The organism is Rhodococcus sp. LW-XY12 (assembly GCF_019317345.1).
GTDB lineage: Bacteria > Actinomycetota > Actinomycetes > Mycobacteriales > Mycobacteriaceae > Rhodococcus > Rhodococcus pyridinivorans.
On record NZ_CP079225.1, the window covers coordinates 3325560 to 3339776 of the forward strand.

General features: G+C 66.6%; 10 protein-coding genes. 2 read left to right on the forward strand and 8 right to left on the reverse strand.

Annotated features, from left to right (window positions below):
• Positions 1–38: 38 nt before the first annotated feature.
• Both gatA and gatC read right to left on the reverse strand, forming a co-directional pair.
• Complete coding sequence (gene gatA, locus KXC42_RS15520; protein WP_006554548.1) at positions 39–1514, reverse strand: Asp-tRNA(Asn)/Glu-tRNA(Gln) amidotransferase subunit GatA; 1476 nt, start codon at positions 1512–1514, stop codon at positions 39–41.
• Positions 1511–1810, reverse strand: coding sequence for an Asp-tRNA(Asn)/Glu-tRNA(Gln) amidotransferase subunit GatC (gene gatC, locus KXC42_RS15525; RefSeq protein ID WP_006554549.1), 300 nt, complete (start codon positions 1808–1810; stop codon positions 1511–1513). Before gatC ends, gatA begins: the two co-directional genes overlap by 4 nt.
• A gap of 367 nt (positions 1811–2177) precedes the next feature.
• Here gatC and KXC42_RS15530 point away from each other — a divergent pair, with 367 nt between their 5' ends.
• Entirely contained in the window at positions 2178–2828 is a 651-nt protein-coding gene (locus KXC42_RS15530; RefSeq protein ID WP_219129242.1) for an amino acid-binding protein, read from the forward strand.
• A 36-nt stretch (positions 2829–2864) separates the two neighbouring features.
• Here the strand turns inward: KXC42_RS15530 and KXC42_RS15535 are convergent, their stop codons facing one another.
• The 5 genes from KXC42_RS15535 to KXC42_RS15555 form a co-directional block, all read right to left on the reverse strand.
• Entirely contained in the window at positions 2865–5348 is a 2484-nt protein-coding gene (locus KXC42_RS15535) for a LuxR C-terminal-related transcriptional regulator (protein ID WP_257605828.1), read from the reverse strand.
• 226 nt (positions 5349–5574) lie between these two features.
• Positions 5575–6966, reverse strand: coding sequence for a glutamate decarboxylase (locus tag KXC42_RS15540; RefSeq protein ID WP_006554552.1), 1392 nt, complete (start codon positions 6964–6966; stop codon positions 5575–5577).
• A gap of 54 nt (positions 6967–7020) precedes the next feature.
• The gene (locus KXC42_RS15545) at positions 7021–9006 is read right to left on the reverse strand and encodes a YhgE/Pip domain-containing protein (protein ID WP_219129243.1); all 1986 of its coding nucleotides are present in this window, start codon (positions 9004–9006) and stop codon (positions 7021–7023) included.
• A gap of 3 nt (positions 9007–9009) precedes the next feature.
• On the reverse strand, positions 9010–9885 hold the full coding sequence (locus KXC42_RS15550) for a hypothetical protein (protein WP_219129244.1): 876 nt from the start codon (positions 9883–9885) through the stop codon (positions 9010–9012).
• A gap of 58 nt (positions 9886–9943) precedes the next feature.
• The gene (locus KXC42_RS15555) at positions 9944–11224 is read right to left on the reverse strand and encodes an amidohydrolase family protein (protein ID WP_024101399.1); all 1281 of its coding nucleotides are present in this window, start codon (positions 11222–11224) and stop codon (positions 9944–9946) included.
• Between the two features lie 173 nt (positions 11225–11397).
• Here KXC42_RS15555 and KXC42_RS15560 point away from each other — a divergent pair, with 173 nt between their 5' ends.
• Positions 11398–12039, forward strand: coding sequence for a hypothetical protein (locus KXC42_RS15560; protein WP_024101400.1), 642 nt, complete (start codon positions 11398–11400; stop codon positions 12037–12039).
• A 37-nt stretch (positions 12040–12076) separates the two neighbouring features.
• Here the strand turns inward: KXC42_RS15560 and ligA are convergent, their stop codons facing one another.
• The gene (gene ligA, locus KXC42_RS15565; RefSeq protein WP_006554557.1) at positions 12077–14185 is read right to left on the reverse strand and encodes an NAD-dependent DNA ligase LigA; all 2109 of its coding nucleotides are present in this window, start codon (positions 14183–14185) and stop codon (positions 12077–12079) included.
• Between the last annotated feature and the right edge of the window lie 32 nt (positions 14186–14217).

Consider the following 14217-nt stretch of genomic DNA (forward strand, 5'->3'; position numbering starts at 1 on the left):
CCGACGAACGGCACGACGGGTCGTGGTGTGGGAAAGGATCAGGCGACGATGGGTCCTCGTGCCGCCTCGAAGGCCGCACCCACGCGGTACAGGCGCTCGTCGGCCAGGGCCGGGGCCATGATCTGCAGACCGACGGGGAGACCGTCGTCCGCCGAGAGGCCGGACGGCACCGACATCGCGCAGTGCCCCGCGAGGTTGGTCGGGAGCGTGCACAGGTCGGACAGGTACATCGCCAGCGGATCGTCGACCTTCTCGCCGAGCTTCCACGGCGTGAACGGGCTCGTGGGCGAGACCAGCACGTCGACCTGCTCGTAGGCCTTGTCGAAGTCCTGCGCGATGAGGCTCCGGACTTTGAGTGCCTGACCGTAGTAGGCCTCGTAGTAGCCGGAGGACAGCGCGTAGGTGCCGATCATGATGCGGCGCTTGACCTCCTTGCCGAAACCGGCGGCGCGGGTCGCGGCCATGACCTGCTCGGCACTCATCGTGCCGTCGTCGACGCGCATGCCGTACCGCATCGCGTCGAAGCGGGCCAGGTTGGAGGAGACCTCCGACGGCAGGATCAGGTAGTACGAGGCGAGCGCGTACTCGAAGTGCGGGCACGAGACCTCGACGACCTCCGCACCGAGCTTCGTGAGCGTCTCGACCGCCGCATCGAACGACGAGAGCACGCCGGGCTGGTAGCTGTCGGAGTGCAACTCCTTGACCACGCCGACTTTCAGGCCCTTCAGGTCGCCGGCCGCACCCTGGCGCGCCGCCTCCACGACGGGACGCACGGGGGCGTTCACCGACGTCGAGTCGCGCGGGTCGTGCCCGGCGATGACCTCGTGCAGCAGCGCCGTGTCGAGGACGGTGCGGCCGCAGGGACCACCCTGGTCGAGCGACGACGCACAGGCGACGAGGCCGTACCGAGAGACCGTGCCGTAGGTGGGCTTGGTGCCGACGGTGGCGGTGACAGCGGCGGGCTGGCGGATCGAGCCACCGGTGTCGGTGCCGATCGCGAGGGGTGCTTGATACGACGCGAGCGCCGCAGCGGAACCGCCACCCGAGCCACCCGGGATACGGCTGGTGTCCCACGGGTTGCGGGTGGGGCCGTAGGCCGAGTTCTCGGTGGACGAACCCATCGCGAACTCGTCCATGTTGGTCTTGCCGAGGATGGGGATCCCGGCCTCGCGCAGCTTCGTGGTGAGCGTCGCGTCGTAGGGCGAGACCCAGCCCTCGAGGATCTTCGAACCGCACGTGGTGGGCATGTCCGTGGTGGTGAACACGTCCTTGAGCGCGAGCGGCACACCGGCGAGCGCCGAGGCCGGTTTCTCGCCCGCGGCGACGGCACGGTCGACCTCGTCCGCGGCGGCGAGCGCCTGCTCGGAGGCGACGTGCAGGAAGGCGTTGTACTCGCCGTCGACCTCGGCGATGCGATCGAGGTGGGCCTGGGTGACCTCCACCGACGACAGTTCGCCGGCATGGATCTTCGACGCCAGAGTCGCGGCGTCGAGGCGTGTCGTATCCGTGCTCATTCGCCCTCTCCCAGGATCTGCGGGACCGAGAAGCGATCCTCCTCGACGGCCGGCGCACCGGAGAGCGCCTGCTCGGGTGTGAGACCGGGGACGACGACGTCGGGTCGCGTCACGTTGGTGACGGCGTTCGGGTTCGCCATGGGAGCCACATCGTCCGCGGCCACCTCCGACACCGCCTTGACGTGGTTGAGGATCGAATCCAACTGACCGGCGAACTCGTCGAGTTCGGCATCGGTCAGCGCAAGCCGGGACAACCGGGCGAGATGCGCGACCTCGTCACGGGAGATGGCAGGCACCGTGAATGGCCCCTTTCCGATGGAGAGTGAACGTCCTGTCCAGGGTAATGCGTCCTGGAAGCGACGGCGCACGCGGTTCGGCGACATCACTCGTCGCCCGGTCGGCGTCGCGTCCCGTCCGCCGATGTTGCAAGCTTCGCAACGCTGTGTTGCGTTCGTGTGACATGCACCGTCGCGACCGGGGATTATCGATGGGGTCGGCATAATTTCGGATCTGCGCCGTCCCGGACGCCGGCGCCGAGGTGCAAGGATGTGGTCTGCCAGAGGTCGACACGGGCCCCTGGGCCGGCACTCGGATGCCGGCGCACCATGTGCCGTCGATGTGGCGTTCGTCGACGGCACGAAACCGACTGGGGAAAGGACTCACGTGTCGTACCTCTTGCGTGTCAGGCTCCCCGATCGTCCCGGTAGCCTCGGCTCGCTCGCCCTGGCGCTCGGTTCGGTCGGCGCCGACATCCTGTCGCTCGACGTCGTCGAACGCGGCACGGACTTCGCGATCGACGATCTCGTCGTCGACGTCGAGCCGGGCAAGCTCCCCGACACGCTCCTCACCGCGGCCGAGGCCCTGCCCGGTGTGACGGTCGACTCGATCCGTCCCTACGCCGGAATCCTCGACACCCATCGCGAACTCGAACTGATCGATCACGTCGCCGCCGCCCGCGACGACCGCATCCAGATCCTCGTCGACGGTGCTCCCCGGGTGCTCCGCGTGGGTTGGGCGACCGTGCTCGGAGTCGGCCCGAACGGCATCTTCCGCCTCGCGGGGAGCCCGGGTTCGCCGGAGACCCACCTCGACGGCGTCCCCTGGATGCCGCTCGCCGAGGCCACCCTGCTCGACCACGACGGTGAGTGGGTGCCGCAGCTCTGGCGCGACATGGACACGATGCTCGCGGCCGCTCCCGTCGGCTCGCCCGAACGTGTCCTCGTCCTCGGCCGCCCCGGCGGACCGGAGTTCCGTCCGTCCGAGATCGCACGCATCGGTTACTTCGCGGGCATCGTCGGCACCGTCCTCCGATAGTCCCCCGGGTTCCGGTCGCAGCTTCGGGAAAGGGTCTCAGCCGACGACGAGCCTGTGCGCCTGCGCGATCGCTTCCTCACGCGAATGCACGCCCAGTTTCCGGTAGAGGGAACGCAATTGGGTCTTGACGGTGTTGAGGGTGACGAACTGTTCCTTGGCGATCGTGCTCGCCGTGCCGCCGGCGAGCAATGCGTCGAGGACCGCGCGCTCGCGTGGGGTCAGCCGTACGACGACACGGATCTCGCGGAAGATGCCGTACTCGGCCATCGCCGGGTCGAGATCGATCGGCAGGTCGACCCCGAGCGACAGGATGTCGCGCACGGCCGAGGGCGGGACTCCGACGAACGGCCGTGTCACCCCGGCATGTTCCGCCAGCACCACGGCCCGCTGGAGATGCCGTCGCGCATCGGTGCGGCGACCGAGTCTCAGAGACGCCACCGATCCGATCAGGGCGAGTTCCGCACCGACGGCCGGACAGTGCTCACGGGCGGCATCCCCACGATGCACGATCACCTCCGCGCCTCCGGGATCGCCGCCGAGCAGACGCAATCGCGCACGGGCCGGAGCCGTGAGGGGGTGCGTCGAGCTGTCGACCAGCTCGCGCGCCGCGCGGGCCTCGCCGAGCGCGAGGTGCAGGTCGGCACGCGCGGCATCGACCAACACTGCGGAGATACCGGTGAGGCGATGGGAGAAGTGCTGAAGTTCCGAATCGATGTACAGCAGGCCGTCGGCGGGCACACCGCTCAGCAGCGCCAGTCGCCCCCGCGCGTACATGACGGCCGCCCACAACTCTTCCGTGTGGCGGGGAGTGCCGAGTTCGGAGAGCGCGCGGAAGGCCGTGCCGGTGTCGAGCCTGTCGAGGGCCACGAGCGCGGTGGCGACCAGGCCCGCCGTACGGATGAGGGCCTCGGCCTCTCCCATGATCGGCGGATGCCGGAGCTCCTCCTCGATCCACCGGGTCGCCTCGTGGGTCCGGCCCCGGAGGGCTTCGAGGAGCGCGAGTTTGCCCGCGGCCTCTCGCTCGACGAACACACCGCGACCCGCCGTGTGGGCACGGCGCAGCATCGTTCCGGCATCGGTGGTGCGTCCGCCGAGGAGGTAGACGGTGCCGAAGTTGAGGTATTTCAGTCCGTGGGCGTGCCGGGTCGTGTCGTCCAGCGTCTCGAAATTCGGCACGGGTTCGGTGGCCAGGCCGTCGCACACTTCCATCGCCTCGTCGTAGGCACCCTGCATCCGGAGACTTCCGAGGCGAAGGATCGTTTCGAAGGATCGCGGGAAGGCCCACTGTTCCGGCTCTCCCGCCTGGTTCCGGGCACGGGTGATCGTCCGCAGCGACGCGACGGTGCGATCGTTGGTCGTCATGTCGTCGGGGAGCAGCTCGAGCAGCACGATCCCCAGGGAGCGGAGCGATCCGCTTCCGTACAGTGCCACCCAGTTCTTCTCGACGATGTCGATCGCGCATCGCCAGTCGCGCCGCTCCACGGCATGTTCGAGGGCGATGTCCGGACGCGAGCGCTGCAACCAGTAGTCGATGAGAGCCGACCGCGCATCCCACAGCTCCTTCGGGTATTCGGCGCTGCCCACCCGCAGGAGTGATCTGTGGACGACCTCGGGATAGCGCCAGGCGGTCTCGCCGTCCGTGGAGTCCTCGTCCGTCGAGCAGGCCTCGATCAGTCCCGACTCGGTCAGCGAGGTGAGGAAGGCGTCGCTGTCGTCGATGTGCGGTAGAGCCGAAATCGACGACTCCGTCACCGTGTTGGGTGCGGCGGAGACGAGGACCGAGCGGGAGGACAGTGCCAGTGAGGGATCCGCGGCCACGACATGCATGACGACGAGATCGACGGTCGAGTCGACCAGGACGTCGAGGGCGTCGGTGCCGTAGACCCGATCCGGCTTCTCGGCGCGCAGCGTCGCACACACCGCCGCGACGAATGCGGCGAATCCTTCGGTGCGGCGGGTGATCCACTCGATGGTGCGTTGGTCCCGCGCAAGTCCGAAGAGCCGGCACAGTGCAGCGGTCTCGTCCACGGTGAACGCCAGGTCGTCGTCGCCGACGATCGTCCTGTGCGGGTGTCCGTCGACAAGTTCGGCCCACGACCCTGCGGCCCTGCTGGTGACCACCATCCGCACCTGCGGCCCGAGCCGCAGCAACTGCCCGACCCGGTCTTCGATCGCTTCGACCGACCGGACACCGTCGAGCACGAACATCACGGGCCGGGGGTGCCGGACCAGTATCGAACACAACGAGTCGAAGGAGCCTTCCGCCGCAACGGGTTCGTCGACTCCGAGGGAGGTGCACAGCGACGATGCCACCGTCGCCCAGTAGGTCTCGGGTGTGACGTCGTGCGCGGGTTCGGGAATCACCACCGGCGCCCACTCGGGACACGGGTCGATCGCCAGCCACGTGTCGACGAGGGTCGTCTTGCCGGAGAAGGGGCCACCGAGGATCACGGCGAGTTCGGAATGCGCGGACAGAACGGAGAACAATCGGCGACGGGACAAAGGCAGTGTTCTCGGCACGTCCACTATCCCTTTCGCATCCGGGCAGCATCGCCCTCGAAACGGACTCACAAGTATGTGCAAATATTAGCAGCCGGCGGGGGAAATGACGGATTTCGCCGGGATTCCGATCGCGCGCCAGGAATCACATCGAAGTAGTCCCGTACCTCCATTCACACGGTCCACGAACGGATCTCACGTCGGCGGGGGAGAAACTCGGTGAGCTTCTCCCCCGCTGCGACTTCGTTCAGTGTGCGAATGCCTGATCGGTGTGGCCGCGACCGACACCCTCGCGGAGATATCCGACTACATCGGCGATGTCTTCACCGAGCTTGTGGGCGATGTCCCGGCTGAAGCCCTCGCGAAGCACGATTCGCAGGACCGCGACGTCCTCCGCGTCGGCCGGCATCGTGTAGGCCGGAACCTGGAATCCGCGGGCCCGCAATTCGTGGGAGATGTCGAACACCGTGAAGCCGGGGTCGCCCGTCACCTCGAAGGAGATGACCGGGATGGCGGAGCCGTCCGTGATGATCGCCATGTTCTCGATCTCGGAGATCTGCTTCGACAGCATGAGCGCGGTGTCGCGCAGGGTCTCCATGATCTGCGTGTACCCGGCGACACCGAGCCGAATGAAGTTGTAGTACTGGCCGATGACCTGGTTACCAGGACGCGAGAAGTTGAGCGTGAACGTCGGCATGTCGCCACCGAGGTAGTTGACCCGGAAGACCAGGTCCTCGGGCAGATGTTCCTTCGAGCGCCAGACGACGAAACCGATACCCGGATAGGTCATGCCGTACTTGTGACCACTGACGTTGATGGACACGACCCGCGGCACACGGAAGTCCCATTCGAGGTCCGGATGGAGGAAGGGCACCACGAAGCCACCGGAGGCGGCGTCGACGTGCAACGGGACGTCGGGACCGCCGGAGGCCGCGAGCTCGTCGAGCGCGGCGGCGATCTCCGCCACCGGCTCGAGTTCACCGGTGAAGGTGGTGCCGAGGATCGCGACGACGCCGATGGTGTTCTCGTCGACCGCTTCACGGACCTGCTCGGGGGTGATGACGTAACGGCCGGGCTCCATCGGCAGGTACTTCGGCTCGACGTCGAAGTAGCGGCAGAACTTCTCCCACACCACCTGCACGTTGCTGCCGAGCACCAGGTTCGGCTTCGACGCGTCCTTGCCGGCGGCCCTACGGGCCTCACGCCAGCGCCACTTGAGCGCGAGACCGCCGAGCATGACGGCCTCGGACGAACCGATCGTCGAGACGCCGGTGGCCGACGACGGATCGGCCGGATCGAGGTTCTCGGCGTGGAACAGGGCCGCGACCATGTTGACGCAGCGGGTCTCGATCTCCGCCGTGGCCGGATACTCGTCCTTGTCGATCATGTTCTTGTCGAACGTCTCGGCCATGAGACGACCCGCCTGCGGATCCATCCACGTGGTGACGAAGGTCGCCAGGTTGAGCCGCGAGCTGCCGTCGAGCATCAACTCGTCGTGTATGAACTGGTACGTCGCCTCCGGATCGGTCTCCGACTTGGGAAGTCGCAGAGCAGGAATCGGGTCGGTACCGAGTCTGCCGGTGAAGGCAGGTGCGAGTGTCTCGGCTGGAGCATTGGACTCTGACATGGTTTCCTCCATTTCCCGCATCGAACACTCGTCGATCCGGTGACTTCAGGACATACGGGGCGGCTCTCACACCTCGATCGGCGGGTACAGCCTCTCCATCGTGTAGCGGCGGTTGCGCCGAACCGACAGGGCACTCAGCGTCAACGATACGAGCAGGATTCCGGCCAGGACAGCGATTGCGATCCACAATCGCGAATCGATGTTCTCGGCGACGGTGAGCTGCCGCAGACCGTTGACGGTGTAGGTCATCGGGTCGAACGGGTGGATGTACTGGAACGGCTTCGCCGTGGTCGGCACGGGGTAGATACCGCCGGCCGAAACCAGTTGCAGCATCAGGAAGGCCAAGGTCACCACCCGACCGACGGCGACGCCGAAGATCGCATTGAACGCTTGGATCATGGCCAGATACGTTGCGGAGATCAACATCAGGAACAGGATCGTCCCCACGACGTGCTTCACGTCCAGTCCGACGCCGAAATGGACGACCGTGTACATCACGACCACCTGCAGGATGCCTACCAGCAGAGCCGGCCAGTACGACGCGAGGACCGTGCGGTAGGCACCGAGTCCCGCGACGGTGGGCCGCGACTGCAACGGGGTGAGCAGCATCCAGGTGATGATGCCGCCGACGAACAGGGCGAGCGACAGGAAGAACGGGGCGAAACCGGTACCGAAGGTGGGTGCCTCGTTCGTGTAGTTCTGTTGCAGAGCAACCGGAGTCGACAACGTCTCGGCGGTGGCGGTGCGTTGTTCGTCCGTCCAGTTCGGCACCTGGGTGGCACCCTGGCTCAGGGCCTGCGCGAGTTCCTGCGAACCCGACTGCAACTCGACCATGCCCGAGGACAGCTCTCCTGCTCCGTCGGCCAACTGGACACTGCCGTCGGTGAGTTGGACGAGACCGGAGTTCAGCGTGGCGGCACCGGAGCTCAGTTCGTCGACACCGCTGCGGAGTCGGTTCACGTCCGCCGCCAGTCCCCCGTTCGACAACGTCGCCAGGGCTCCCTGTAGCGGACTGTTCGGGTTGCCGAGTTGATACTCGAGTTGTTCGGCGCCTGCCTGCAGACGCATGATCTCAGCGCGTAGGGCGTCGGCATCGGAGGCCGCCTGTTGCGCCGTCAGCGGTGTCAACGCGGTGATCGCCTGCTGCACGACCGGATCGGAGCTCCGGTTCAGGATGTCGACGACCTGCTGTACGGCCTGGTTCACCGTCGACTGCGTGGTCTGCGGTACCCGCGATTCGAGGGCGTCGAGCGAGGCCCGCAGCTCCGCTGCCTGCCCGGCGACACCCGAGAGGGCACCGCTGTCGAGCGCGCTGAGCAGCGGACCCGTCACGCCGTCGATCGCGGTGGCGAGTTCGTTCGCGCCGGTAGCGAGCTGCGCCGACCCGTCTCGCGCCGTGACCATGTTCGTCGCGAGCTCCTGCGATCCCGAAGCGAGCTGGTCCGCGCCGCTCTTGGCCGTGTCGATGCCGTCGGCGAGTTGCCCGGCACCGTCGGCGGCCTGCTTCAGACCCGAGCCGGCGCTCTCGAGACCGGTGAGCACGGTCCCGACACCTTGGGCACCGATCGTGGAGTTCACCTGTCCGATCACCTGTTCGGACGCGTCCTGCCCGATGATCGTCGCGAGATAGTTGTTCGCGTCGTTGAAAGTGAAGACCAGATTCGCCTTCTCCGGGTTGTCGCCGTTGGGGGATTCGACCGCTTCGGTGAAATTCTCCGGAATCGTGATGGTGTAGTAGTACTTTCCGTCGGCCAGACCCGCGACGGCGTCCTCTTCCGACACCTCCGCCAGATCGAGCTGACCGGATGCGATGAGGGACTTCACGACCTGATCGCCGGCGTCGACCTGTTCCCCCGTCGACGAACGACCGGTGTCGTTGTTGACGATCGCCGCGGGAATCTTGTTCACCGCACCGAATGGATTCCAGAAGGCCCACAGGTACATGGCCCCGTACAGCAACGGCATGAGAATGATCGTCGCGATCGCGATGCGCGGCATCGTGCCGCGGAAGTCTCGCTTCGAGTCGCTACCGAGAGAGACGCCTGCGAGCACTCGTCACTTCCTCTTCGTCAGGACGCCGATGTCACCGGGTCCGAGCAGATCGTGCATGTCAACCACGGCCCGTACCCCGCTATCGGGGTCGACGGGGTTCACGTCGCCGATGATCACCGCCTGGTTCTCACCGAGCGCGACGAGCCGGCCGAGCAGGGTGGCACGTTCGACGTCGTCGGCGATCCGATCGATCCGGCCCACCACCAGCAGTGGTGGACGCCGGGTGTTCGCCACCGAGATCCGCAGGAGCAGTTGCTGGAGTTCGGGAAGGTCGTCGACGAACGCCTCGAGCGGTGGCAGCGGTACGTCGCCGAAGATCTCCTCGCACATCTCGGCGATACCGTCCTCACGGACCCGCGGAACGAACTTGTACCACGGGGAATCCCACCGCTTCTGCTCGGTGACGAGATCGCGCACGGTGACCGACGGGCGTACCTCGTCGAGCTCGTTCATGCACGCAATCGCCGACCGCGCGATGATCTTCTGCGGTCTGTCCTCGCCGAGAACCGTCAGCGATCCCCGGGTCAGTCGCATGCGACCGTACAGAGCCATGAGCAACGCGGTACGCGCAGCACCGGCCTGCGCGGCCAGAACCGTCACTCCCCCGGCGTCGAGGTCCAGGTCGAGGGGGCCGAAGACATGGCCCCAGAGTCCGTGGAGTTCGATCCCGCGCGCCGACACGAGTGTGCCCGGCGTCTGCCGGGCGGTTGCCCGCTGCACGACCGGAGCGCCGTACGGCGGAGTCCCGACATCATCCGGTTCGGCTGTGCCCACCGGCGTTCCGCCGTAGTTTCCGTCCACGACGAAGGGATCCTCGAGCTGCTCGTCCGACAACTCGTCCCAGACCTCTGCGTCGCTGTGCTGCCCGTAGTGAGTCACCGACTGTCCTTGCGCGGAGCGAGTGGGGTGTGGTGCCGTGTCCGATGTGCTGCCACGGTCACAGGCTGTTCTTGACGACGTGGCCGTTCTTCACGATGACCGACAGGTTCTTTGCTGGATCGGCGATCAGACTCAGATCCTCGAGCGGGTTGCCGTCGACGAGGAGCACGTCCGCCCAGGCGCCCTTGTCGATCACACCCCATCGGGCCTGACGGTAGGGATCGCGTTCGCCTGCGAGCCGGAACAGTTCGGCGTTTCCGGAGGTGAGCATCCGCAGCGCGTCGAGGTTGCTGTAGTGGTCGCCGAGCCGCGCGGCCATCTCGCTCTGGCGCGGCGCGATCTGCGGCTCGAGCAGCAGGTCGGTTCCCCAGGCCGTCTTCACGCCGTGCTTCTGCGCCCACTCGTAGACGTGGTCGGTGCCGGTGCAGATCTGCTTGTCCTTCTCCGCGCGATCCGGGTCGGGATAGTGGTGGTCGCCGAGCGCGAAAGGCTGCATCGACAACCACACCTCCTTCTCCGCGAGCAGTGCGACGGTCTCCTCGTCGGCGAGGTGGCCGTGCTCGATCGACTTCACCCCGGCCGCGACCGCGCGGCGGATCCCGGTGACGTTGTAGACGTGGGTGGCCACGTACGTGCCGTAGTCGGATGCGGCCTGGACGGCGGCACGCAGTTCTCTGTCGATGAACTGGACGGTGTACAGCGGGTCGTACATGGACGCCGCTCCGCCGCCGACCATCAGCTTGATCTGCGATGCACCTTTCTTGAGTTGCTCGCGCACGGCTGCGAGGACCCGGTCCTCACCATCTGCGACCCGCATGAAGCCGATCTGTTCGGCGCGGGCCTGATCCCCACCGAGGGCTGTGGGGCATTCGTAGACGAAGCCGAAGTCGCCGTGCCCGGACGTCTGCGAGATCGCGGCCTGGGACGGGTAGATGCGGGGACCGTCGAACAATCCCCGGTCGATCACCGATTTGATGCTGCCGGTGTCGCCGGCCATGTCGCGGACGGCGGTGAAGCCGCGCAGCAGCATGTTGCGGGCCTCGGCGAGGCCGTTGAGCGCGATGTGCGCTTCGCTGCCCATCACCATGTCGATGTAGGAGTTCGCGTTACCGACGAGGTGGACGTGCGCGTCGGACATGCCGGGCATGAGGACCCGCCCGCCGCCGTCGATCACGTCGGTCTCGCGGCCGGGTTCGTCGCCGATCGGCGATTCGGATACGGCGACGATGCGGTCTCCGTCGATCAGTACGTCGCCGGTGACGAGCTCTCCGGAAACTCCGTCGAAAACTCGCACATTACGAAAAAGAAGGCGCTGAGTGGACTTACCGGTTTCCGTCATGGCTGGGACGCTAACGCGCATCGAACACGACTTCCGACCAACAGAAAGGATCCCGAACCAATTCACCCCAACCGTTCACCCTTTTCGAAAGTTCGTTCTGAACTGCACCTATTCGATCGGATAGTTTCTTTTGAAAACACACATATTTCCGATCTTCGACTTACACTGCGCCAATGCTGATTCACCCGACATTGCGCATGCAGTCCTGGGGATTCGTCATCGGCGCCGCCCTGTTCGCATTGGGTTCGGCGCCCGGAATTGCGACGCTTCTCGGCACCGCCGGTGCAAATACTTCGTTCTTCGTGGGTTCCTGGTTCTTCACGGGTGCAGCATTCGTCCAATTGATGCTCAGTGGGCCGGCCACCGTCACGGACAAGGGCAGCCCGGCGATCCGCGCCGACTGGCTCGCGTCGCTGATCCAGTTCATCGGTACGCTGCTGTTCAACGTCAGCACGGGAGCCGCACTGCACGCCCACACCGTCAAGGGTGAGGAGCACCTGGTGTGGAACCCCAATCTCGAAGGTTCCCTGTGCTTTCTGGTGTCGAGCGCGATCGCGTGTGCAGTCCTCTGGCGAGCGGGCTCGCATTGGGCGCCGCGCTCGAAGGACTGGATCAGCGGGTGGCTGAACATGCTCGGGTCGATCGCTTTCGGGGTCTCCGCCGTCGGTTCGTTCGTCCTCGACGACGGAAACACTCTCGACCCGAGCCTTGCCAACACCGGCACGTTCGTCGGGGCGATCTGCTTCCTGCTCGCCGCGGCGGTATTCCTCGGGAGGCGCAGCGCCGAGGAACCGGAATCCGCAACGGCCTCCTGAGAATCCGCGGGCAGGGCACCTCCCGGCGGAGAGCGTCTCAGTTCTCCCCTTCGCGCCCTTCGAGATAGGCGCGAGCGGCGTCGGGCCCCTCGTCGAGCAGGATCCGGAAACCGTCCTCGTCGAGCACGGGTACTCCGAGATCGGCGGCCTTGTCGGCCTTCGAACCCGGGTTGTCGCCGATGACGACGAAAGCCGTCTTCTTCGACACCGATCCGGCGGCCTTGCCTCCGCGCGCGAGGACGGCCTCCTTGGCCTGGTCGCGGGAGAATCCCGCGAGCGTGCCCGTAACCACGATCGACAGTCCTTCGAGGGTTCGCGGGATCGATTCGTCGCGTTCGTCGGCCATCCGCACACCCGCTGCCGCCCACTTGTCGACGATCGCGACGTGCCAATCGACGGTGAACCAGTCGGTCACCGCCGCGGCGATCGTCGGTCCGACGCCCTCGACGGCCGCGAGCTCGTCGACGGACGCGGCCCGGATCCGGTCGAGGCTGCCGAACTCGGTGGCCAGCGCACGCGCAGCGGTCGGTCCGACGTGCCGGATGGACAGGGCGACCAGCACGCGCCAGAGCGGCTGTTCCTTCGCCTTGTCGAGGTTCTGCAGCAGACGTTCGCCGTTCTTCGACAGCACGCCCTTGGTGGTGCGGAAAAACGGGATGCGTTCGAGGTCTTCCTTCGTGAGCGAGAACAGGTCGCCCTCGTCGGCGATGATCTTCCCCTCGAGCAGCGCCGTGGCCGCCTCGTAGCCGAGGGCTTCGATGTCGAACGCTCCCCTGCCCGAGACGTGGAAGACCCGCTCGCGCAATTGCGCCGGGCACGACCGCGAGTTGGGGCAGCGCAGGTCGACGTCGCCCTCCTTCGCCGGGGCGAGGGTGGTACCGCATTCGGGGCACTGCGTGGGCATCTCGAAGGCGTACTCGGAACCGTCGCGCAGGTCGACGACCGGGCCGAGGACCTCCGGGATCACGTCGCCGGCCTTGCGGATGACCACGGTGTCGCCGATGAGCACGCCTTTGCGCTCCACCTCGGACGCGTTGTGCAGCGTCGCCAGCGAGACGGTGGACCCGGCGACGGTGACCGGCTCCATGTAGGCGAAGGGGGTCACGCGTCCGGTGCGCCCGACACTGACGCGGATGTCGAGGAGCTTGGTGGTGACCTCCTCCGGCGGGTACTTGTAGGCGATCGCCCACCGTGGGGCGCGGGACGTGGCACCGAGGCGTCGGTGCAGCCCCATGTCGTCGATCTTGACCACCAGGCCGTCGATCTCATGTTCGATGTCGTGGCGGTGTTCGCCCCAGTAGCGCATCCGCTCGACGACCGCCTCGGCGCCCTGCACGCGAACAGTGTGCGGTGAGACGGGCAGGCCCCAGGCCGCGAAGGCCGCGTAGGCGTCGGATTGCGAGCGGGGTTCGAAGCCCTCCATGCGGCCGTAGCCGTGGCAGTACATGCGCAGACGCCGGCGCGCGGTGACGGCCGGGTTCTTCTGCCGCAGGGAACCGGCGGCGGAATTGCGGGGATTCGCGAAGGGCGGCTTGCCTTCGGCCACCAGCCCGGCGTTGAGGGTCTGGAAGTCCTCGAGCCGGAAGAACACCTCGCCGCGCACTTCGAGCAACGTCGGGATCGGGTATTCGGCGGTGCCGGTGAGCTTTTCGGGAACGTCGTCGATCGTGCGGGCGTTGAGGGTGACGTCCTCCCCGGTGCGTCCGTCGCCGCGGGTGGCCGCGCGGACGAGTTTGCCGTTCTCGTAGACGAGGCTGAGCGCCACGCCGTCGATCTTCACCTCGCACAGATAATCGGGGTGAGTGCCGGTCTCGACCTCGGCGCGCGAGAGCCACGCGCGCAGTTCGTCCTCGTCGAAGACGTTGTCGAGGCTGAGCATCCGTTCGAGATGCTCGACGGCACCGAATTCGGTGGCGAAGCCGCCGCCGACCAGCTGGGTGGGCGAATCCGGCGTGCGGAGTTCGGTGTACTGATCCTCGAGTGCCTGCAGTTCGCCGAGGAGCGCGTCGAACTGACCGTCGGAGATGATGGGGGCGTCGCGCACGTAATAACGGAACTGATGCTCGCGCACCTGTTCGGCGAGATCCTGCCAGCGCTCACGCGCCTCCGGAGGAGCGGTGATGGGTGCGTCCGTCGGTTCACTCACAGCCTGCAAGCCTAGTCGAGGGGACCGACCGG